We start from the raw sequence: 19,792 nt of genomic DNA on the forward strand, positions 1-19,792 counted from the left end.
TCTCACGGCCCCGAAACGGGGTGGGGGAGCGCTCCACACCCGGTGCCCCGGGAACGTGGGAATCCTCCGTGGCCGGGCCGTCGGGGTGGGACTGACGATGTGCGCCATGGCGATGATGAACACCCCGCTGAACACCTGGCTCCTCTTCGGCCACGCTCCGCGTTACTTCCCCGACACAGAGGTGATCACGCGGTTCTCCGACGGCCACGTGCACCGCTACACCTACGCCGACTTCGGCCGCCGGGCGCAGCAGCTGATGCACGCCCTGGACTCACTCGGCCTGGGGCCGGGCGAGCGCGTGGCGACCCTGGCCTGGAACAGCCACCGGCACCTGGAGGCCTACTGGGCCGTGCCGTGCACCGGCCGCGTCCTGCACACCCTGAACCTGCGGCTCTCGACGGAGGACCTGATGTACATCATCGGGCACGCCGAGGACCGGGCGATCCTGGTCGATCCCGACCTGCTGCCGATGCTGGAGAAGGTGCACGAGCGTGGCGGACTGGCCGGCGTCCGGCACCTGATCGTCCTCGGCGACACCGTCCCGGAGACCACGCTGCCGGGCGTTCTGGCGTACGAGGAGCTGATCGCCGCGCAGCCCACGGAGTACGCGCCGGTCGACATCGACGAGAACGCCCCGCTCGGCCTGTGCTACACCTCCGGCACCACCGGGCGCCCCAAGGGCGTCATCTACACCCACCGCTCCACCGTGCTGCACGCCCTCGCCGCCTCTTCCCAGGCAGCGATGCGGATCGGCCCCGGCGACTGCGTGCTGCCCGTGGTGCCGATGTTCCACGCCAACGCGTGGGGCATCCCCTACACCGCCACCCCGTACGGCGCCAAGCAGGTCTTCTCCAGCGGCCCCCTGGACCCCACCGCCCTGGTCGACCTCATGGCCGCCGAGCGGGTCACCGTCGGCGCCGGCGTGCCCACCATCTGGATGTCGGTCGCCGACGCGATGGCCGCCCGCGGCGGACTGCCGGAACTCAAGCACCTGCTGTGCGGCGGCGCCCGGCCGCCGCGCTCACTGATCGAACGCTATCGGCGCGACTTCGGTATCCCACTGATCCAGGTGTGGGGCATGACCGAGACCTCACCGCTCGCCTCCCTGGCCTGGCCCAAGGAGAAGATGCGCGACTGGGACGAGCAGCGCGTCACCGACGCCGTGAGCACCCGCGCCGGACTGCCCCTGCCCGGCGTGCAGATGGAGATCCGCGACGACGAGGGCAACCCGGTGCCGTGGGACGGTGAGTCCATGGGCGACCTGCTGGTGCGCGGCCCCTGGATCGCCGGCGCCTACCTTGGCGGGGACGGCGCCGACGCGTTCACCGAGGACGGCTGGTTCCGCACGGGCGACATCGCCGTCGGCTCCCCGCACGGCTACATGGTCATCGCCGACCGCGCCAAGGATCTGATCAAGTCCGGCGGAGAGTGGATCTCCTCGGTGGACATGGAATCGGCCGTGATGGCCCTGCCCGAAGTCGCCGAGGCGGCGGTGATCGCCGTCCCCGACGAGAAGTGGCAGGAACGCCCGCTGATCTGCGTCGCCGCGCGCCCCGGCGGCACGGTCACCCTCGACCGGGTCCGCGACCACCTCGAACGCAGCGGCTTCGCCCGCTGGCAGCTGCCCGACCGTATCGAGGTCATGGACGCCATTCCGCGCACCGGCGTCGGCAAGTTCGACAAGAAGGCCCTGCGCGTCCGCTTCGACGCCTGACTGAGGAGAACCCGTCCCCGCGCACGGTCCGCGCGCCCGCGCGCTCGGACACCTGCGGCCTCACGCCACGCGGCCTAGGAGGGGGAGCACCCTCCTGTCTGCCGCCCTCCCCGACGGCCACGGCCACGGCGGTCGGCACCAGCGCCCCGCCGGGGCCGCCGGGAGGGCGGAGGGTCCGTCGCGGCGCCGGATCATCGTCCCCGGCGCAGAGCCGCGGCGGATCTCCCGTACGGACCACCCGACGACCGGACCCTGGTCGGCAGGCCCTGCACCGACACCGCCTGCGTCGGAGCCGGGGGACTTCGGGGGAACAGCCCATGGCCGAGGTACATCCTCCGCTTCCCCTACGCGGACTGAGCCCGGCCGGCTCGCCCCATGGCTGGGAGCCTCGCGTGGAATGCGGGCGGGTGCGAGTGGGCGGGACTGGGAGGCCACGGCGAGCGAAGCGGTATGCGCGCCAGGCGCGAGGCGGCGCGTCCACGTTGAGCTCGCCGCGGTCGTTCGTGTGGGCGCGGAGCTGCCCGAGTGCGTCGAGGAAGCGGTCGTCGCCCCGAGCCCGGCTGTACTGGGACAGCACGTACACGTGGAAGAAGAGGTTGTAGCGCCAGAAGGGATACTCGACCTGTGCGAAGCGGCTGCCGATGCCGAACGCGCACGGTCCGAGCGGGAGGCGTGTCTCCCAGTGTCGGAGCAGGGAGTCGACCGCCGCGTCGAGAATCCTTTCCTGCTCGGGCGCGTTCTCACGGCAGCGGAACGCGTCCAGGACGAACAGCGTCGCACCCGGGTTGCTCGCATCGGTCTCAGGCGACGTGCCCAGCGGATCGTACTCGACGGTGGCGCCGAGTTCACCGAGGACGTTCAGGACCAGCAGCGTCGAGAACCCTGCGGGAGCGTGGATATTGCCGTCCGCCCGGGACCGGAACGGCCCGCCGTTCACCCCCCTGGACATCCAAGATCAACTGGATCTCGCCCGTCCCGCGCTCCACGTCCATCAGCATTCCCAGTGACAGTCCGGCCCCGGCCCTGACAACGATGTCAGGTGAGCAGTCGGCGATCGTCGCGAACCGCCGAGCCTCCAGACGGGACAGAACACACCGAGCCGAGCCGGCGCCAGAGCAGCGCCGCAGGCTGGACTGAGAAGCCGTTGCCATACCGATCATGGAGTCTGTCGATCGAACGGGATTCCCGATCGGGTGATCGCGGGCGCTGCCCGGCATGAGAGCAGGGGCTGGCGGCATACGGGGAGAATCCAGGGGAGCGGACGGCCGCGCGCTGCTACGGTCGGGCGCCATGAGCTGGCTTCCCGATGACTTCGTCCACCCCGTCCTGGTACTGCTGCCGGGCGGTGGCCATCACCTGCGGCCGATCCGGGAGGCGGACACCCCGCTCGACTATCCGGCTGTGATGGGTTCGCGCGAGCGGCTGTGGACCATCTTCGGCCCGGCCTGGGACTGGCCGGCGGCCACCATGACCTACGAGGCCGACCAGGCCGACCTGTTGCGGCACGAGAAGGAGATCGCCGCACACCAGTCTTTCAACTACGCGCTGTTCGACGCGGCGGAGACAGCTCTGCTCGGCTGTGTCTACATCGACCCACCGGAGAGGGCCGGTGCGGACGGCGAGATCTCCTGGTGGGTGGTGGACGAGCTGGTGGGCGGCAAGGTCGAGCAGGCCCTCGACATGCTGGTGCCGCAGTGGATCGCCGCCGACTGGCCGTTCGAGCAGCCGCGCTTCCTCGGCCGCGAGATCTCCTGGTCGGACTGGCTCGCCCTGCCGGAGCATCCCGACACGTAAGTGGTTGTTGCCCGTACCGACCTCGAAGGCTGTCGATCGAACGGGAGTCTTGATCGGGTGACTGCGGCGGTTTCCGCGCGTGAAAGTGGGGCCTCCAGGTAGCTCGGGGGTGCGATCCCATTCCGAGTGGTTCCCCGGAGGCTCTGTTGTCACGGTTTTGCGTTCCCGAGCATGTCGACCTCAACTCGTCCGCCGTGTCGTGCGATTGCCTCGCGCACGTGTACGGCAACGCGGCCGACCATCCGGACCGGGTGCGCCGGTTCCGTCGGACATGACGGACGCGGAGTGGGCGGCCGTCCGGCCGTTGCTGTCGGTGCCGGCCTGGTTCCAGGGGCGGGGCGGGCAGCCCGAGGGCTACTGCCACCGTCAGATGCTGGACGCGATCCGCTATCTGGTCGCGGGCGGGATCTCGTGGCGGGCGATGCTCGGACTTCCCCGCATGGGCCCGGGTCTACGCCTTCTTCCGCCGTTGGCGCGAGCACGGGCTGATCGCCGAGTTCCACGACCGGCTGCGCGGGACGGTCCGTGAGCGCGAGGGCCGTGAGGCCGAGCCCACAGCGGGGATCATCGACGCGCAGTCGGTGCGGGCCGCCGCGACGGTGCCGGCCGCCTCACGCGGCTACGACGGCGGGAAGAAGGTGCCGGGCCGCAAGCGGCACATCGTGACCGACACCCTCGGCCTGCTCCTGGCCGTCGCGGTCACGGCTGCGAACATCAGCGACCGGGACGCCGCGGCGCAGAGCGCACGTTCGCGTGGTTGATGAACTCCCGCCGTCTGGCCCGGGACTACGAGACCCTGCCCGTCACCAGCGAGGCGATGATCCGGTGGTCGATGGTCACGCGGATGAGCCGGCGTCTGAGACGGCCACGGTCCGCCGGACGGCACTGAACGCCCCCGACGCCTCCAGGAGGAGCCACCCACGCTCCGCCAGGCGCCGGGCTTTCGACCGCAGCCCCTCGACCTTCGCTGGCGTCGCGTCAAGGCCCAGCTCCACCGCGATCTCCTTGACCCGTGGATCGCTGCCGTTCCAGCACGCCCAGAATGCGCTGATAGTCCGGCGCCAGAACCGTCACCGGCAGCCCTTCCCGCCAGGGCGGCACCGTCGAGCCCGGCACCGGCGCGAGCGACAGCACCGCTTTCTCCTCGGCCTCGGTCCCGGCGGTGGTCTCGGCAGCCGAGGCTGCCAGGGCCTCGACCAGCTCTTCCCGCGCGATCACCCGCCGGTCCAGCTCGATCTCGGCGGCCTCCAACACCTCAGCCAACCGGGCGACTTCCTCCCGTAGCCCTTCCACCCGCACACGGGCCGGTGTCTCCCGCTCCTCCAGCATTCCCAGCACCGACGCCATCGCGCACCCCTCGCTCACGGAGCAGAAACAAGACGCCGGATGTCTCTCTCATTCCGAGCTACACCATGCCTGACCAGCAGAAATCAACGGATCACGTTCGGTTGAGATACGGCTTCTGAAGCCGGCTTCGCGTCCTGAGGGGGGAGACGAGCCCGGACCGGGGCGGCTCCGGTCCTCGCCGTCGTTCGTTCGACGGTGGGACCGGAGCCGACTTCGTCACGCCAGGGTGAGGAAGAGGTCCTCGAGTTCCTGTGGCGCCGAGCCCGTCGACATCCTGGCCGCGCTCGACGCCCTGGAGCGCTGACACCTCTGCATCGCGCGAGGGTGACTTGCCTTGCGCGGCCGTGGCGCTGAGCCGATCGGGGATCCGCCGCGAGGCCGGCCCATGCGGGCGACCGGGGATGCAGGCGTCCTCACCGTCAAACGTGCGGACGCCCGAGTCCACAGGCAGGACGCTACGCACCGCAACTGCGATCAGTGGCTAACCCTGGGCCAGGGCATGCAGTGCCCCTGGTGACGTGTGCAGTGTGAGGCGCTGGCTGGCAGGGGTACTCGTATTGCGTGCGTGCGTGCGTGGGTGCGTGCGCGGTTGGGGCGTTGAAGCGTTGCGGTGCCGGTGGAAACCGGCGGATCTTTCCGAGCTGGGTGTGTTCTCCCTCGTATCGACTTCATGGGAACTCGCTGCCGAGCTGCCCGCGTTGGCTGCCGCCCTGGACACGGTGGCTGTTTCGGTCGTGGGTGTGCTGCGGCGCCAGTTGGTTGAACTCACCACGCGCTCCGGGATCGCCGTGAGCTACAGGCGGCCGGTCGTTGAGATCGGCAGGACCCACCTCCTCGCCCAGGAAGCTGTGCGACTCGCGGCGTGACGTTGGTGCACTGGCTGTCCACCACATCGCGCACACCACTGCCCCCCCGCCGCTCCGTACGCGGCGGTGCCGGTGGCCGCGCCTGCGAGATACGCCACCGCGCCGGCGAGGGCGACGCCGAGCCACTCCCAGCGCCCGTCGAGGGCGGCGAGGGCGATGAGCAGCAGGGCGTACCAGGAGTAGCCGGGCGTCATCAGGAGGAAGCCGGTGCCGAGGGTGCAGCGGGGGACATTTCCTCACAGTGCAACCCGGGCTCGTGCGGACCGAACCTTGTGCGGCGGGGAGCCGAGGCTGAGGCCGGTGACGGTGAGGGTACGCACCGCGCGGGTCTCGCGTCGGTCGTGCCCTGCCTTGAGGTCGTAGCGGCGGTCACCTCCGCAGACGATCAGTTGGAGCTGGTGGTCGACGATCAGCGGGATGATGACGGGCTGACCGCCGGCCACGCCTGTTCGGCGGTCAGCCCCGCAGGCTCAGCGGGCGCATGTCGGTCCAGACTTCGTCGACATGGGCGAGGCACTCCTCACGGGAGCCGTGGAATCCGGTGGCCCTCCAGCCGTCGGGGAGGGGACGCTCGTGCGGCCAGAGCGAGTACTGGTCCTCGTCGTTGACGACGACGCAGTGAGCGGCTTCGGCAGTGCTGGTGGTGCTCATACGGAATGCAACTCCTTCTCTGTCAGGGTGGGGGTGGGAAGCTGCGGGGTGTGCCGGGCGCGGAGGATCTCCAGACCGACGAGGTCGTCCGGCGGCGCGTCGGGCAGTTCCGAGTCGAAGGTGCGCAGCGCCCGGACCCGCAGCGCGACCGCGACCACGCCCGCCATGGCGAACGCGAAGAGGATGTAGAGCAGGGCGATCCCGCGCCCGGGGCCGGTGCCGATGAGGCGTCCGACCGAGTCCGCGAGAGCGCCGTGATCGGTCATCAGCGGCTCCAGCAGCCGGCTGCCGAGGGGGGCGACCACGGCGAAGCCGAGCGGGAGCGTGGACCAGGAGATGACGGTGTTGAGGGCGAAGACCCGGCCATGGAAGCGCTGGGCCACCTTGACCTGGACGGTGGTGAAGTAGATGCCGTTCATCACCGCGAGTGCCAGGCTCATGGCGAAGGCGCCGCCCGCCACCAGCCAGGTGCGGGCCCCGAGCCCGGGCACCGCGCAGCATGCGGCGAGGGCCAGCGCCGACAGCAGGATGCCGCGCATCCGCTGATGGCGCGGGCCTCCCCACAGGCCCATCGTCAGTCCGCCCGCGACCGCGCCGAGCCCCGCGCACAGGGAGACCCAGCCTGCGTCGGCCAGCGAACCCAGCGACAGCGTCAGCGGGGTCAGCAGGATGAACAGCGGGGACAGGAAGATGTTGAAGACCGCGAAGAAGAGCAGCATCGCGCGCAGCCCGCGGGTCTGCCACGAGTAGCGCAGGCCCGAGCGGATCTCCTGCATCAGCGTCTCGCGGGGCCGCCACGGCAGCGTACGCGGGAAGCGCACCGCCGCCGTGACGGCGACGGCCAGGACGTAGCTGGCGACGTCGAGGGCGAGGATGCCCCCGAGGCCGATCAGCGCCATCAGCCCGGCGGCCAGCAGCGGGGCGAGGACCTGGGCCGCGCCGCCGATCATCTGGGTGATGCCGTTGGCGTGCCCGAGGTACTGCTTGGGGACGAGCTGCGGGACGGCGGAACCGTACGCGAGTCGCTGGAAGGTGAGCGCCACCGAGAGCACCATGACGAAGGCGTAGATGTACGGCATCTCCAGCTGCCCGCTCCAGGTCAGCAGCGCGAAGAGCAGTTGGACGCCGCCGGCGGCGCAGTCGGCGGCCAGCATGACGTGTTTGCGGTTGCTGCGGTCGACGATGGCTCCCGCGATCGGAGCCGCCAGCAGGCCGGGCGCCAGGCCGAGCGCGGTGAACAGGGCGTACTGGGCCAGCGAACCGGTGTGCAGGTAGATCCAGATGGGGATGGCGAACTCGGTGAGTGCCGAACCGGTGAGGGAGACGAGCTGCCCCGATGACACCGCGAGGAAGCGGCGCAGGCTCGGCGGCGGGGCGGGTCTGCGCTCGCCCGGCAGGGTCTCACGCTCGCCGGGCGCACGCCGCGAGCTCCCGGCCAGCCACCAGGTCCGGCCCGGCCCGGGGCCGATGGCCTGCGCGGCACCGCCCGCGCCGCCCTCGTCGTCCAGCGCCTCGGCGGTCCGGGTGACGATCTCGGCAAGCTCCGCCGCGCGGTACTTGAGGAAGAAGTGGCCTGCCTCGTCCAGCACCACCAGTGCGGTGCCGCGGCTGAGGAAGTGCCACTCCTGGTAGCGCTCCTCGGCGAACTCGGTGGCCGGGTCGCGGTCGCCGACCACCGAGACGACGGGCGCGGTGAGCTGTTCGATGCCGCTGTCCAGCAGCTCCGTGAAGTGCCGCTCGGCGTTCTCGCTGTCCTCGCGCATGGTACGGACGATGCGGTGGGCCTGCTCCTGGTCCAGGTCGCCCAGTTCCAGGCCGAGACCACGCAGCCAGTTCTCGTACACGCGATGGCCTGTCACCCGGTCACGCCGGGCCAGGGTCGACAGGCCGCGCAGGACGCGGCTGCGCGGGCGGGCGAAGGGGAAGATGCCCGCGACGTAGACGGCTTCGGGGACACGCCCCGCCGCCTCCAGGCGGCGGGCCAGCTCGACCGCGACCGCACTGCCGATCGCGCAGTGGCCGTAGAGGGCGACCGGGCCCGTCACCTTGTCCAGGATCTCCTGGGTACAGCGGGAGACCAGTTCCTCGAAGGGGATGCCGGCCTCGGTGCGGCCGAGGTCATGTCCGGGCATGGAGACGGCGAACAGGCGGTGACCGGGCGGAAGTTCGTCGGCCAGTGGCTGGTACACGACGGCGCTGCCGCCGCCGTAGGGGACGCAGACCAGGGTCAGCGCGGCGTCCCCGGTGACGCCGCGGGACAGCTCGTGCAGCAGTTCGGCGGGGCCGCGCTCGTCCTCGGGGGTCTCGGCGAGCCGGGCCAGGGCCCGTACCGTGGGGTGTTTGAAGAGGTCCAGCACGGTGATCTGCGCGTCGAGCCGCTTGCGCAGCCGGGCCACCACCTGGGTGGCCAGCAGGGAGTGGCCGCCGAGCGCGAAGAAGTCGTCCTCCGCACCGACCGCGTCCAGGCCCAGCACCTCCTGCCAGATGGCGGCGATCTCCTGCTCGGCTCCGGGCGCGGGCGGCGCGGCCTCGGCGGAGCGGGCGGCTGCGGCGGGCGGAGGCAGGGCGTCGCGGTCCAGCTTGCCGCTGGGGGTGAGCGGAAGCTCCGGCAGGGCGACGAAGGCGGCGGGCACCAGGTGCTCGGGGAGGGTGCGGCGCAGCTCCTCGCGCAGATCGCCCGACTCGGGCAGGTCCGTCCCGGTGAGGTAGGCGACCAGCCGCTGGTCGCCCGGGCGGTCCTCGCGGACGATCACCACGGCCTGGCGCACGCCGGGCAGAGCGGTGAGCGCGGCCTCGGTCTCGCCGGGCTCGATTCGCATGCCGCGGATCTTGACCTGCCGGTCGAGGCGACCCAGGAACTCCAGCGCGCCGTCGGGGCGCCGCAGCGCGAGGTCCCCGGTCGCGTACATCCGCGAGCCGGGCGGCCCGTAGGGGTCGGGGCGGAAGCGCTCGGCGGTCAGGCCGGGCCGGCCGAGGTAGCCGTGGGCCAGGCCGGCGCCGGCGATGTACAGCTGGCCGGGGACGCCGTCGGGCTGGAGGCGGTCCTCGTCGTCCAGGACATAGAGGCTGGTGTTCTGGATCGGCAGGCCGATCGGGAGCCGCGCGGCGGTCGCGCAGTCCTCCGCAGGGCACGGCCACGCGGAGACGTCGACGGCGGCCTCGGTGGGGCCGTAGAGGTTGTGCACCTCGACGTCCAGGCGTGCGTGGAGCGCGGCGGCAGCGGCGGGCGCCAGTTCCTCGCCGCTGCACACGACACGGCGCAGCGAGCGGCAGCGCTCGATGTCCTCGGCGGCGGTGAAGGCCCCGAGCATTGCGGGGACGAAGTGGGCGAAGGTGACGCCCTGCTCGGCGATGACGTCGCGAAGGTACTCCGGGTCCTTGTGGCCGCCCGGGCGGGCCAGCACCAGGCGGGCGCCCGCGAGCAGCGGCCAGAAGAACTCCCACACGGAGACGTCGAAGCTCGCAGGGGTCTTCTGCAGGACGGCGTCCTCGGCTGTCAGCGGGTAGGCCCGCTGCATCCAGTGCAGGCGGTTGACGATGGCCCGGTGGGGGACGAGGACGCCCTTGGGATGGCCGGTGGAGCCGGAAGTGTAGATCGCGTAGGCGGTGTCGAGCGGCCCCGCGAGCGGCTCCGGGTCGGTGTCGGGCTGTCCGGCGAACGCGGCGGGGTCGTCGAGCAGCAGTGTCTCGGCCGCGCCGGGCGCGTCGCCGGCGAGCCGGCGCTGGGTCAGCAGGATGCGCGCACCTGAGTCGGCGAGCATGAACTCGAGCCGCTCGCGCGGGTACTCCGGGTCCAGCGGGAGGTACCCGGCCCCGGACTTGAGCACCCCGAGGAGGCCCACCACCAGGTCGATCGAGCGTTCCGCCGACACGGCCACCAGCTGCCCGGGGCCTACGCCGCGGGCGCGCAGTGCATGGGCGACGCGGTTGGCGCGGGCCGCGAGCCGGTCGCGGGTCAGCGTGCCGTCCGGCGCGGTGACCGCCGTACGCCCGGGATCGTCCCGCAGCCCGGCCTCGACCAGGGCGTGCAGCGTGGCGTCCGACGGGAAGTCGACGTCCTCGCCCCGGCTTGCGGCGAGCGCGGACGCCGCACCGTCCGTGTCGAGCAGCGGGAGCAGGCCGACCGGCGTGTCCGGGTCGGCGACCGCGGCGGTCAGCAGCGTGCGCAGGGCGCGGCCCAGGCGCCGGGCGGTTGCGGGGAGGTAACAGTCGGTGTTGTACACCAGCTGGCCGTGGAAGCCGTCCGCGTCCTCGGCGTCCCCGGTGATGTACAGCTCGAGCTCGAAGCGCGCCGCCCAGCTGCGCAGCGGGAAGCCCTGGACCCGCAGCCCGCCCTCGGGGGTGTTCCCCTTCGGCGAGCCGTAGTTCTGCAGGGCGAACAGCACCTGGAAGACGGGCGTCCGGCTGATGTCGCGGACCGGGTCGAGGGCCGCCACCAGCTGCTCGTAGGGCAGCTCCTGGTGGGCGAAGGCGTCCAGGGTGTCGGTGCGCACGCGGTCCAGCTGTTCGCGGAAGGTGCGGCCCGGGTCGAGGTCGGCGCGCAGCGCGAGCGTGTTGACGAAGAGTCCGACGACGTCCTCGAGCTCGGGGCGGGTGCGCCCCGCCACCGGCGTGCCGACGGCGAAGTCCCGCTGCCCGCTGATCCGGCCCAGCACGAGCTGGAACGCGGCCAGCAGCACCATGTACGGCGTGGCCGAGCAGGTGCGGGCCAGCTCGGCGACCCGGCGGCTGACGTCCGCGCCGAGGGCGAAGGAGTGCTCGGCTCCGGATGCCGTGTGCTGGGCCGGGCGGGGGTGATCCAGTGGCAGGTCCAGGGCGAGGACGCAGGCCAGGCGGGGGAGCCAGTGGGCCAGGTCCCGCTGGTCGGCACCGGGGCCGCGACCCTCGCGCTGCCACGCGGCGAAGTCGCCGTAGCGCAGCTCTGGTTCGGGCCCGGGCTCGCCGCCGGAGGCGACGTGCAGCACCTCCCGCAGCAGCTGCTCGGCCGACCAGCCGTCGCAGGCCAGGTGGTGCACGGCCAGGGCGAGCACATGCTCGTCCGGCCCGAGGCGGACCAGCAGCGCGCGCAGCAGGGGCGCCTCGGCCGGGTCCACCGGCACGGCGAGCTCGGCGTCCACCAGCGCCTGTGCCTGGTCGTCGTCGGCGGCGTCGGCCACCCGCAGCCGCGGCTCGGCCTCCGCGAGCACCGAGGCGACGGGGCGCCCGTCCTCGGTCGCGCTGAACCGGGTGCGCAGCACCTCGTGCCGCCGGACCGCGGCGCCCAGGCCGCGCCGCAGCGCGTCGGCGTCGAGGGGGCCGTGCAGCCGCCGGACCAGCGGGATGGTGTACGCGCCGGTGCCGGGGGCGTACTGCTCCAGGAACCACAGGCGTTCCTGCGCGTACGACAGCGGCGGGTCCGGTTCCGTCCGGCGCGGGATCGGCGCCGGGGCCGAGGCCGGGCTCGGCCGCCGCAGCCGCTGGGCGAGCAGGGCCCGGCGGTCCGCGGAGAGCGCGACCGCGTCCGGGGTGCGCGGAAGGGGCAGGTGGTCAGTCAAGGGTGGGTGTCCTTCCGAGGGCCGCGGCGACCTCGACGTCGCTCAGGGACTCGATGTCGGCCAGCAGCAGCGCCTCCAGCGCGGCGGCGAACGCGGCCACGGTGCGGTGGTCGAACTGCAGGCGTACGGGCAGTCGGAGGCCGGTGGCCTCGGCGAGCCGGGCGGCGACTCGCAGCGCGTGCAGGGAGTGGCCGCCGAGGGCGAAGAAGTCGTCGTACGCACCGATGTCTGGCAGGCCGAGTACCTCGCCCCACACATCCGCCACCAGCAGCTCCGCCTCGGTGCGCGGCGGTGTGCCCGCCTGCGGCTCCGGCTCGGGCGCGGGCAGCGCGGCACGGTCGACCTTGCCGGAGCGGGTCAGCGGCAGCCGCTCCAGCCGGATGAAGCGGGCCGGGACCAGCCGCCGGGGCAGACGTGCGGCGAGCCTGGGGCCGAGCAGGGAGGGGTCGGTCAGCTCGTCCGGTCCGGCCACGACATAGGCGGTCAGCGCCTGGTCGTGGACGGCCACCGCCGCCGCCCGCACCTCTGGTTCGGCCGTCAGCTCGCGTTCCACCTCGTCCGGTTCGATCCGGTACCCGCGCACCTTCAGCTGGGCGTCCATCCGGCCGAGGAAGTGCAGCTGCCCGTCGGCCGAGCGGAACACCCGGTCGCCGGTCGCGTACAGCCGGCTGCCGGGCGGCCCGAAGGGGTCGGGGCGGAAGCGCTCCGCGGTCCGGGCCGGGTCGCCGAGATAGCCACGTGCGAGGCCGGCGCCACCCAGGTACAGCTCGCCCGCGACGCCGTCGGGGACCGGGCGCATCGCGGCGTCCAGCACATGGACGCGGGTGTCCGCGAGCGGCCGCCCGATCGGCGGATCGGCATCGGTCGTCTGGCCGGCGGCCAGCTCGGCGGCGGTCGCGATGACGGTCGCCTCGGTGGGCCCGTATGTGTTGACCAGGCGGGGCCCGTCGCCGACGGCCGCGCGCCATGCGGTCACCGTGTCGCCGCGCGCTGCCTCGCCGCCCAGTACCAGCAGCCGCAGCGCGGGCGGCCATGCCGTGTCCGGCTGCGCGGTGAGCGCGTGCCAGTAGCTGGTCGGCAGGTCCAGCACGGTGAGCCCGGCGCCTTCCGGGGTGCGCAGGAAGTCCGGCAGCAACTCGCCGCCGCCCGGCAGCAGCACCACCACCGCGCCGGAGGCCAGCGCGGGGAAGATCTCCTCCGCGTGGGTGTCGAAGGCGGGGTTGGCGAACTGGAGCACCCGGTCAGCCGGGCCGAGCCCGTACGCGGCGGCCATCCAGCGCACCCGTGCGGCCAGTCCGGCGCGGGTCACCATCACAGCCTTGGGCTCGCCGGTCGAACCGGAGGTGTGGCACAGGTAGGCCAGCCCCGGCTGCAGCTGCCCGCTCCCGGTGGGCAGCGGCACCGCCCCGTCGTCCGTGAGGCGCAGCACGGCCCCGCAGCGCCGGGTCAGCCGTTCGCGGCGGACCTCCGGGTCGGCCGGGTCGAGGCAGGTGTAGGCGGCGTCCGCGGCGAGCACCGCGAGCAGGTCGACGACGAGCCCGGGGCCGCGTTCGCGGCACACCGCGACGACCTCGCCGGGCCGCACGCCGAGGCGGCGCAGCTCGGCCGCGCGCTCGTCCACCAGCCGGGCCAGCTCACCGTAGAGCAGAGTGCGCCCGCCGTGCCGGACGGCGGGGGAGTCGGGGGTGCGCGCGGCCTGCTGCCGGAACCGTTCGAGCACATCGGGCGCGGGCTGCGGCGGTTCGGGTCCCCGGCCCGCCTCCACGAGCGCCGCCTGCTCCCGCGCCGTGGTCAGATCGAGATCCCGGAAGGGGAGTTCGGGATGGTCCACGGCGTGGGCGAGCAGGGTCGCGAGATGCCCGGCGAGGCGGGCTCCGGCGGCCTCGTCGAAGAGGGCCAGCCGGTGCCCGAGAACGAGTTGCAGCCCGTCGTCGGCATCGGTCAGGGCGTCCCACACGTCCAGCGTCAGCGGTGCTTTGACCTGCCGGTTGCCCGACCAGAAGCCCTCCGCCCGCAGGCCGTCGAAGTCCTCCGCGGGGCCGCCCGAGGCGGCCCCGTTGACCACGAACAGCGCCTGGAAGGGTCCGGCGGGCCCGGCGCCCAGCTCCTCGAACGGCACCTCGGGGTGCGGATAGGCGTCGAAGAAGGCGCGACGTGAGCGGCGCAGGAGCTCGCGGAACGCCGGTTCGCCCGTCAGGTCGGCGCGCAGCACGACCGTGCCGCTGAGATAGCCGAAGAGCGGCTCGTCCTCGACCCGGTCGCGTCCGGCCACGGGCGTGCCGACACACAGGTCCTCCTGCCCGGTCCAGCGCGACAGCAGCGTCTGGAAGGCGGTGAGCAGGACCAGGAAGACGGTGGACCGCTCGGCTCGTGCCAGCGCGCGGACCCGGCGCACCAGGCCGGGCGGCAGCGGCACCGTGTGGAACGCCCCGGCCGGGTCGGCGACCGCTGCGAGCGCCTGCGGGCGGGCGCCCGGAGGGTTGAGGACGGGTGCTCCGGCCAGCCGCTCCAGCCAGAACTCCCGGTCAGCGCCCGCGCGTTCGCGGCTGCGCGCGGCGTAGCGGTGGTAGGGCTGTGGCAGCGCGGGCTGCGGCAGCGCGCCGCCCGCCCGGTGGGCGTTGTAGCGCGCGGGCAACTCGGCCGACCACACGCCGAGCGACCAGCCGTCACCCGCGATGTGGTGCAGGACCACACTGAGGACATGGTGATCGGGCCCGAGGGTGTACACGGCGGTGCGCACCGGGGCGCCCGCCGTCAGGTCGAAGGGCTCCTCCAGCCGACCGCGCACCTGGGCCGCGACGGCAGCCTCCGGGTCGGGCTCGCCGGACAGGTCCAGCAGGTCGAGCTCGGGCAGCACCCCGGCAGGCGCCACGATCCCGTACGCGATCCCGTCCTGCTCCGTGCAGCGGGTACGCAGCGGTTCGTGCCGGGCCACCAGGTCGGCGACCGCCGCGCGCAGCGCCGCGAGGTCGAGCTGGCCGCGCAGCCGCAGTGCCCAGAACATGTGGTAGCTGGTGTCCTGCGGGTCGAGCCGGTGCAGGAACCACAGCCGCTCCTGCGCGGGCGTGAGCCGGAACGTCAGCTCGGCGGTGCTGCCGTTCATGACGCAGGCTCCACATGCTCCAGCACCTCGGCCAGCTCGCGGATGGTCGGGGTGTCGAAGAACTGATGCAGCGGCAGGTCCACACCCAGCCGGTCGCGGACGCGGGCCGCGATCCGCGCGATCACCAGGGAGTGGCCGCCCAGGTCGAACAGGTCCTCGTCCGGCCCGACCGTGTCCGCGCCGAGTACCTCGCACCAGATCGCGTGCAGCTCGGCCGCCGCGCCCTGGTACACATGGTCCGCCGGGCCCTGAGCCTGGCCGGGCCCCGGCTCGGGCAGCGCGCCGCGGTCCAGCTTGCCGTTGGGCGTGGTGGGCAGCGCGTCGAGGACGACCAGCGCGGACGGGACGGCGTACGCGGGCAGCGCGGCCGCCAGCACGGCGCGCAGCCGATCCGGTTCCGCCGTGCCGGTGACATAGCCGACAAGTATGGTGCCGCGCAGCGCCGCAGCCGCCTGCCGCACGCCCGGGCATGCGCGGAGCGCCGCCTCGACCTCGCCCAGTTCGATCCGGTGGCCCCGGACCTTGACCTGGTCGTCGAGCCGGCCAAGGAACTCCAACGTGCCGTCGTACCGGTGGCGCACCAGGTCGCCGGTCCGGTACATGCGGCTGCCGGGCGGGCCCCAGGGATCCGGTAGGAAGCGGTCTGCGGTGAGCTCGGGGCGGCCGAGGTAGCCGTCAGCCACGCCCGCTCCGCCGATATGCAGCTCGCCGGGGACGCCGACCGGGCTGGGACGCCCGCGGCCGTCCAGCACCATCAGCCGGGTGCCCGGGATCGCGGTGCCGAGCGAGACCCGCTCGGGTCCGGCGGGCACCTGCCAGCAGCTCGACCAGATCGTGGTCTCGGTGGGACCGTACATGTTGAAGACCCGGGCGGTGCGGCGGCGGAGCTCGGCCGCGAGTACGACGGGCAGTGCCTCGCCGCCCGTCAGCACGGTGGCGGCCGCGGCGTCGAACCCGGCGGCCAGCAGCAGCTCCCATGCGGAGGGGGTGGCCTGGTAGTGCGTCACTCCGTGTTCGCGCGCGAGACGGAGGGCGTCAGTGCCCGGCTGCGCGGCCTGCTCCTCGCCGGGCAGGACGAGGCGCCCGCCGGTGGTGAGCGGCAGGTGGGTCTCGAGCCCGGAGATGTCGAACGAGACCGAGGTGAGGCCCAGCCATGCGGCCTCTGGGCCGGTGCCGCCGACGAGGGCGGCGGTGGCGTCCAGGAACGCGGCCAGGGAGGCGTGCCCGACGACGACGCCCTTGGGGCGGCCGGTGGAGCCGGAGGTGTACAGCACATACGCCGGAGCCGAGGCGTCCGGCAGGCGGTCGGGCACGGGCGCGAGGCTCGCCGCCTGCTCGACCGCGACCGCGGGAGCGGCGGTTCCGGCGGGCAGTCGCGGCGCGGACCGCGCGGACACCAGCACACATGCGGCCTGCGCGTCGTCGAGCGCGAGCGCCGTGCGGGCGGCCGTGTGGCGGGGGTCGAGCGGCAGGTACGCGGCTCCCGTACGCCACACGCCGAGCAGCGCGGCGACCAGCTCGGGCGAGCGTTCGACGAACACACCGACCACATCGCCCGGACCCACGTCCCGGGCGGCCAGCAGTGCGGCGATCCCGGCGCTGCGCCGCTCCAGCTCGGCGTACGTCCAGCTGCCGCCGTCCCAGTCGAGGGCAGGCGCGGTGGGGGTGCGCCGGGCCTGGTCGAGGAAGCGTTCCGCCGCCGTGGCCCCGGGGCGGGACACCAGCGCCGCGCCCTCGCCCAGGCGCAGCAGCTCGGTGCGCTCGCGCTCGGGCAGCAGCTCGGCGTCGTCGACGGGTCGGTCGGGTTCGGCGACCAGGGCGGCGAGCAGGGTGAGGTAGCGGTCGGTGAGACGGCGCGCGGTGCCGTCGGTGAACAGGCCGGTCGCGTAGCTGAGATGGCACTCCGTACTCTCGGGGCCGCGCCAGACCTCCAGTGCCAGATCGCACTTGGCCTGCCCGATCCGCACGTCGAACAGCTCGCCGTGGGCGTCGCCGAGGGTGAACGACCGCCCGGCTGGCCCGGTGTGCTGAAGCGCGAACATGGTCTGGAAGACCGGAGTGCGCGAGCGGTCGCGGACCACGTCGAGCGCCCTGAGCAGCTCGGCGAAGGGCAGCTCCTGGTGGGTGAACGCCTCCAGCGCGTGGTTGCGGACACGGCGGACCAGTTCGCGGAAAGTGGGCGCGCCGGACAGTTCGGCGCGCAGCGCCACCGTGCCGGCGAGGCAGCCGACGACGTCCTCGTGCTCCAGTCGGGTGCGCCCGGCCACAGGGGTACCGACGGCGAAGTCCTGCTGGCCCGTCAGCCGTCCGAGCAGCACCTGGTAGGCGGCGAGCAGCACCATGAACGCGGTGCCGCGCTGCTCGCGGGCCAGCCGGTCCACGGCGGCGATCAGCTCGCCGGGGATGGCCTGCTTGTGCAGCGCGCCCGCCGGGTCACGGACCGGCGCACGCGGCAGGTCGGTAGGCAGGGCCAGGTCCGGCGTCCCGGCCAGGGCCCGGGTCCAGTGGTCGAGCGCGGCGCGGCTGCGCGCCTGCCCGGTCTGGGCGCGCAGCTCGTCGACCCAGTCCCGGTGGGTCGCGGCCAGGGCCGGCAGCGGTGAGGGCTTGCCCTCGGCACGGGCCGCGTACAGCGCAGACAGTTCGTTGCCGATGATGCGCAGCGACCAGCCGTCAGCCGCGATGTGATGGACGACCAGGCACAGCACGTGGTCCCGCGCCCCGAGCCGCAGCATGCTCACCCGCAGCGGTGCGCCCGCGGCCAGGTCGAACGGGAGCGACACACGCTCGCACACCTGCCGCTCGGCCTCCGCGACGTCGCCCTCGGGCAGCTCTACCAGCTCGACCGGGACCGGCGCGGGCGCGGCGACCCGGGCGGCGGGCACCCCGTCGGCCTCCGGGTAGCTGGTGCGCAGCACCTCGTGACGGGCCGCCAGGTCGTCCAGCGCGCCACCGAGCACCGCGAGGTCGAGCGGGCCGTGCAGCCGCTGCACCCAGAAGATGTTGTACGAGGCGTCCTCCGGTTCCAGGCGCTGCAGGAACCAGAGGCGTTCCTGGTGGTGCGACAGCTGCGACGGTGCGTCCACCGGGAGTGCTGCGGACGGTTCAGGCATGTGCGTTCTCCGGTTCGGCCGCGGCGACGACCTGCGCCATGAAGGCACGGGCGAGCGCGGCCGCGGTGTCGGGCGCGAAGGCGTGGTGGTTGTAGACGACGGCGGCGTCGAGCGAGCCGTCGGGCTGCTCCTCCGCGATCAGTTCGGGCGTGCTGAGGTCGAACTCGCCGCCTGGGCTGGGCCAGTCCAGTTCCTCCTGCTCGCGCGGCAGCGCGTACGCCTCCGAGCGCAGGCCGGGGAAGAAGGGGCTGCCGCCCCAGCTCTCGTAGTGGATGCGGGCCGGGTAGGGCACCTTGGGGGCGGTCTCGTGGTAGGCGTGGAACTGGTGCGCCGCAGCCTGGAGGAGGGTGGCGCGTACGCGGGCCAGCTGTTCCGCGAAGCCGGGCCGCCCGGAGGCGTCCACGCGCAGCAGCAGCGACTGCACCAGGCAGCCGATCAGCGCGTCGTGCTCGGGCGCGGTACGCCCCGGGACGGGCGACATCAGCACGATGTCCTCCGCTCCGGACCACTCGGCCAGCACCTGCGTCCAGCAGGCCGCCGCGCCCATGAAAGCGGTGCAGCCCTGGTGCTGCGCGGCCGTGCGCAGCCGTCCCCACAGCTCGGCGGGGGCCGTGAAGGGGTGCCGGCGGCGCGAGAAGCGGTGGGTCCGGGTCCGTCCGGGGAAGGGCACGAGGGCGCGCGGAGCACCCGCCAGCGCGTGCTCCCAGTAGGGGCGATTGCGGTCCCACTCGGTCGCGGTCCACGCACAGTAGTCGGCGTGGTCCTGGGCCAGCGGGCGCAGCGGGCTGCCCTGGCCGTGCCGGAACGCCGAGTACAGCAGGCCGAGTTCGCGTAGCAGCACGCCGAGCGACCAACCGTCGAAGACGAAGTGGTGCACGCCCAGGACGAGTACGAAGTCGTCCCCGGCGAGGCGGACGACCAGGGCGCGCACCAGCGGGTCGGCGGCCAGGTCGCCGATCCGGTTGCGCTCGGCACGGGCCAGACCGGCGGCGTGCTGCTCGCGCTCGGCGGGTGTGGCGCCGACCGCGTCCACCACCTCGACCCGCGACGGCAGGCTTGCGGCCACCGCAAGACGCAGCGTGCCGTCCGCCTCGCGGGTACAGACCGTGCGCAGCGGTTCGTGGCGGAGCGTGATCTCATCGAGCGCGCGCCGCAGCAGCGCGGCGTCGAAGGGCTCGTGAATGCGCACCGCTGTGCAGACCGCACCCGGGTCCCGGGGCGGCTCGGTGGCCGCCATCCAGTCCAGGAACTCCAACTGCTGGGTGCTCAGGGCAATTTCATCCCGACCGGACGCCGGCTCTGTCCCGGTCGTGGCCGCGGCGGGTGCCACGGAGGCGATCAGCGCCGCCTGCCCGCCGAGCGTCGGCCGGTCGAAGGCGAGGGTCACCGGGAGGTCCGCACCGAAGCGGCGCGAGGCGCGGGTCGCGAGCTGGGTGGCCCGGAAGGAGTCGCCGCCGAGGGCGAAGAAGTCGCTGTCGCCGTCGACTCGTGTCGCGCCGAGGAGCTGACGCCACAGGCCTGCGAGGGCGCTCTCGACGGACGAGAGGCGGTCAGTGCGGCCGGTTCCGGTGACCGCACGGTCGTGGCTGTGGGTCATCAGGCAGTCCCCATGAGCGTTGTGGCCGGACTGTTCCGGCGGACGGGGAGCAGACTGGCGCAGCCTCGGCATCTTC

At 73.3% G+C, this 19,792-nt stretch carries 10 protein-coding genes and 1 pseudogene; 3 read left to right on the top strand and 8 right to left on the bottom strand.

Annotation, left to right across the window (positions count from 1 at the left end; all coding sequences use genetic code 11):
• Positions 1–106: 106 nt before the first annotated feature.
• The 3 genes and pseudogenes from AB0C73_RS21940 to AB0C73_RS21950 all read left to right on the top strand — a co-directional run bounded on the left by AB0C73_RS21940 (position 107) and on the right by AB0C73_RS21950 (position 4,397).
• Positions 107–1,714 (top strand): long-chain fatty acid--CoA ligase, encoded by a 1,608-nt coding sequence (locus tag AB0C73_RS21940; RefSeq protein ID WP_362532590.1) that lies wholly within the window; start codon positions 107–109, stop codon positions 1,712–1,714.
• 1,290 nt (positions 1,715–3,004) lie between these two features.
• Positions 3,005–3,508, top strand: coding sequence for an N-acetyltransferase (locus tag AB0C73_RS21945; RefSeq protein WP_362532593.1), 504 nt, complete (start codon positions 3,005–3,007; stop codon positions 3,506–3,508).
• Positions 3,509–3,779: 271 nt separating this feature from the next.
• Positions 3,780–4,397, top strand: a pseudogene (locus tag AB0C73_RS21950) (IS5 family transposase).
• Positions 4,398–4,486: 89 nt separating this feature from the next.
• Here the strand turns inward: AB0C73_RS21950 and AB0C73_RS21955 are convergent.
• The 8 genes from AB0C73_RS21955 to AB0C73_RS21990 form a co-directional block, all read right to left on the bottom strand.
• A complete protein-coding gene (locus AB0C73_RS21955) occupies positions 4,487–4,855 on the bottom strand; it encodes a hypothetical protein (protein ID WP_362532595.1) in 369 nt (122 codons plus the stop codon).
• 793 nt (positions 4,856–5,648) lie between these two features.
• Positions 5,649–5,915 (bottom strand): hypothetical protein, encoded by a 267-nt coding sequence (locus tag AB0C73_RS21960; RefSeq protein ID WP_362532597.1) that lies wholly within the window; start codon positions 5,913–5,915, stop codon positions 5,649–5,651.
• Positions 5,916–5,957: 42 nt separating this feature from the next.
• Positions 5,958–6,164, bottom strand: a complete 207-nt coding sequence (locus tag AB0C73_RS21965) for a hypothetical protein (protein WP_362532600.1) — start codon at positions 6,162–6,164, stop codon at positions 5,958–5,960.
• A 13-nt stretch (positions 6,165–6,177) separates the two neighbouring features.
• Positions 6,178–6,372, bottom strand: a complete 195-nt coding sequence (locus tag AB0C73_RS21970; protein WP_362532603.1) for an MbtH family NRPS accessory protein — start codon at positions 6,370–6,372, stop codon at positions 6,178–6,180.
• Positions 6,369–11,906, bottom strand: coding sequence for an amino acid adenylation domain-containing protein (locus AB0C73_RS21975; RefSeq protein WP_362532606.1), 5,538 nt, complete (start codon positions 11,904–11,906; stop codon positions 6,369–6,371). The genes AB0C73_RS21970 and AB0C73_RS21975 overlap by 4 nt, the downstream gene beginning before the upstream one ends.
• Positions 11,899–15,009, bottom strand: coding sequence for an amino acid adenylation domain-containing protein (locus AB0C73_RS21980; protein ID WP_362532608.1), 3,111 nt, complete (start codon positions 15,007–15,009; stop codon positions 11,899–11,901). The genes AB0C73_RS21975 and AB0C73_RS21980 overlap by 8 nt, the downstream gene beginning before the upstream one ends.
• Positions 15,006–18,119, bottom strand: a complete 3,114-nt coding sequence (locus tag AB0C73_RS21985) for an amino acid adenylation domain-containing protein (RefSeq protein WP_362532611.1) — start codon at positions 18,117–18,119, stop codon at positions 15,006–15,008. Before AB0C73_RS21985 ends, AB0C73_RS21980 begins: the two co-directional genes overlap by 4 nt.
• Complete coding sequence (locus AB0C73_RS21990; protein WP_362532614.1) at positions 18,112–19,716, bottom strand: condensation domain-containing protein; 1,605 nt, start codon at positions 19,714–19,716, stop codon at positions 18,112–18,114. The genes AB0C73_RS21985 and AB0C73_RS21990 overlap by 8 nt, the downstream gene beginning before the upstream one ends.
• Positions 19,717–19,792: the final 76 nt, after the last annotated feature.

It is taken from the genome of Streptomyces sp. NPDC048623 (assembly GCF_040650755.1).
Taxonomy (GTDB): Bacteria; Actinomycetota; Actinomycetes; order Streptomycetales; family Streptomycetaceae; genus Streptomyces.

Coding starts and splice junctions, on each gene's coding strand:
- AB0C73_RS21990 (WP_362532614.1), bottom strand. CDS start 19,716: ATGACCCACAGCCACGACCGTGCGGTCACCGGAACCGGCCGCACTGAC.
- AB0C73_RS21960 (WP_362532597.1), bottom strand. CDS start 5,915: ATGACGCCCGGCTACTCCTGGTACGCCCTGCTGCTCATCGCCCTCGCC.
- AB0C73_RS21970 (WP_362532603.1), bottom strand. CDS start 6,372: ATGAGCACCACCAGCACTGCCGAAGCCGCTCACTGCGTCGTCGTCAAC.
- AB0C73_RS21945 (WP_362532593.1), top strand. CDS start 3,005: ATGAGCTGGCTTCCCGATGACTTCGTCCACCCCGTCCTGGTACTGCTG.
- AB0C73_RS21985 (WP_362532611.1), bottom strand. CDS start 18,119: ATGCCTGAACCGTCCGCAGCACTCCCGGTGGACGCACCGTCGCAGCTG.
- AB0C73_RS21980 (WP_362532608.1), bottom strand. CDS start 15,009: ATGAACGGCAGCACCGCCGAGCTGACGTTCCGGCTCACGCCCGCGCAG.
- AB0C73_RS21940 (WP_362532590.1), top strand. CDS start 107: ATGGCGATGATGAACACCCCGCTGAACACCTGGCTCCTCTTCGGCCAC.
- AB0C73_RS21955 (WP_362532595.1), bottom strand. CDS start 4,855: ATGGCGTCGGTGCTGGGAATGCTGGAGGAGCGGGAGACACCGGCCCGT.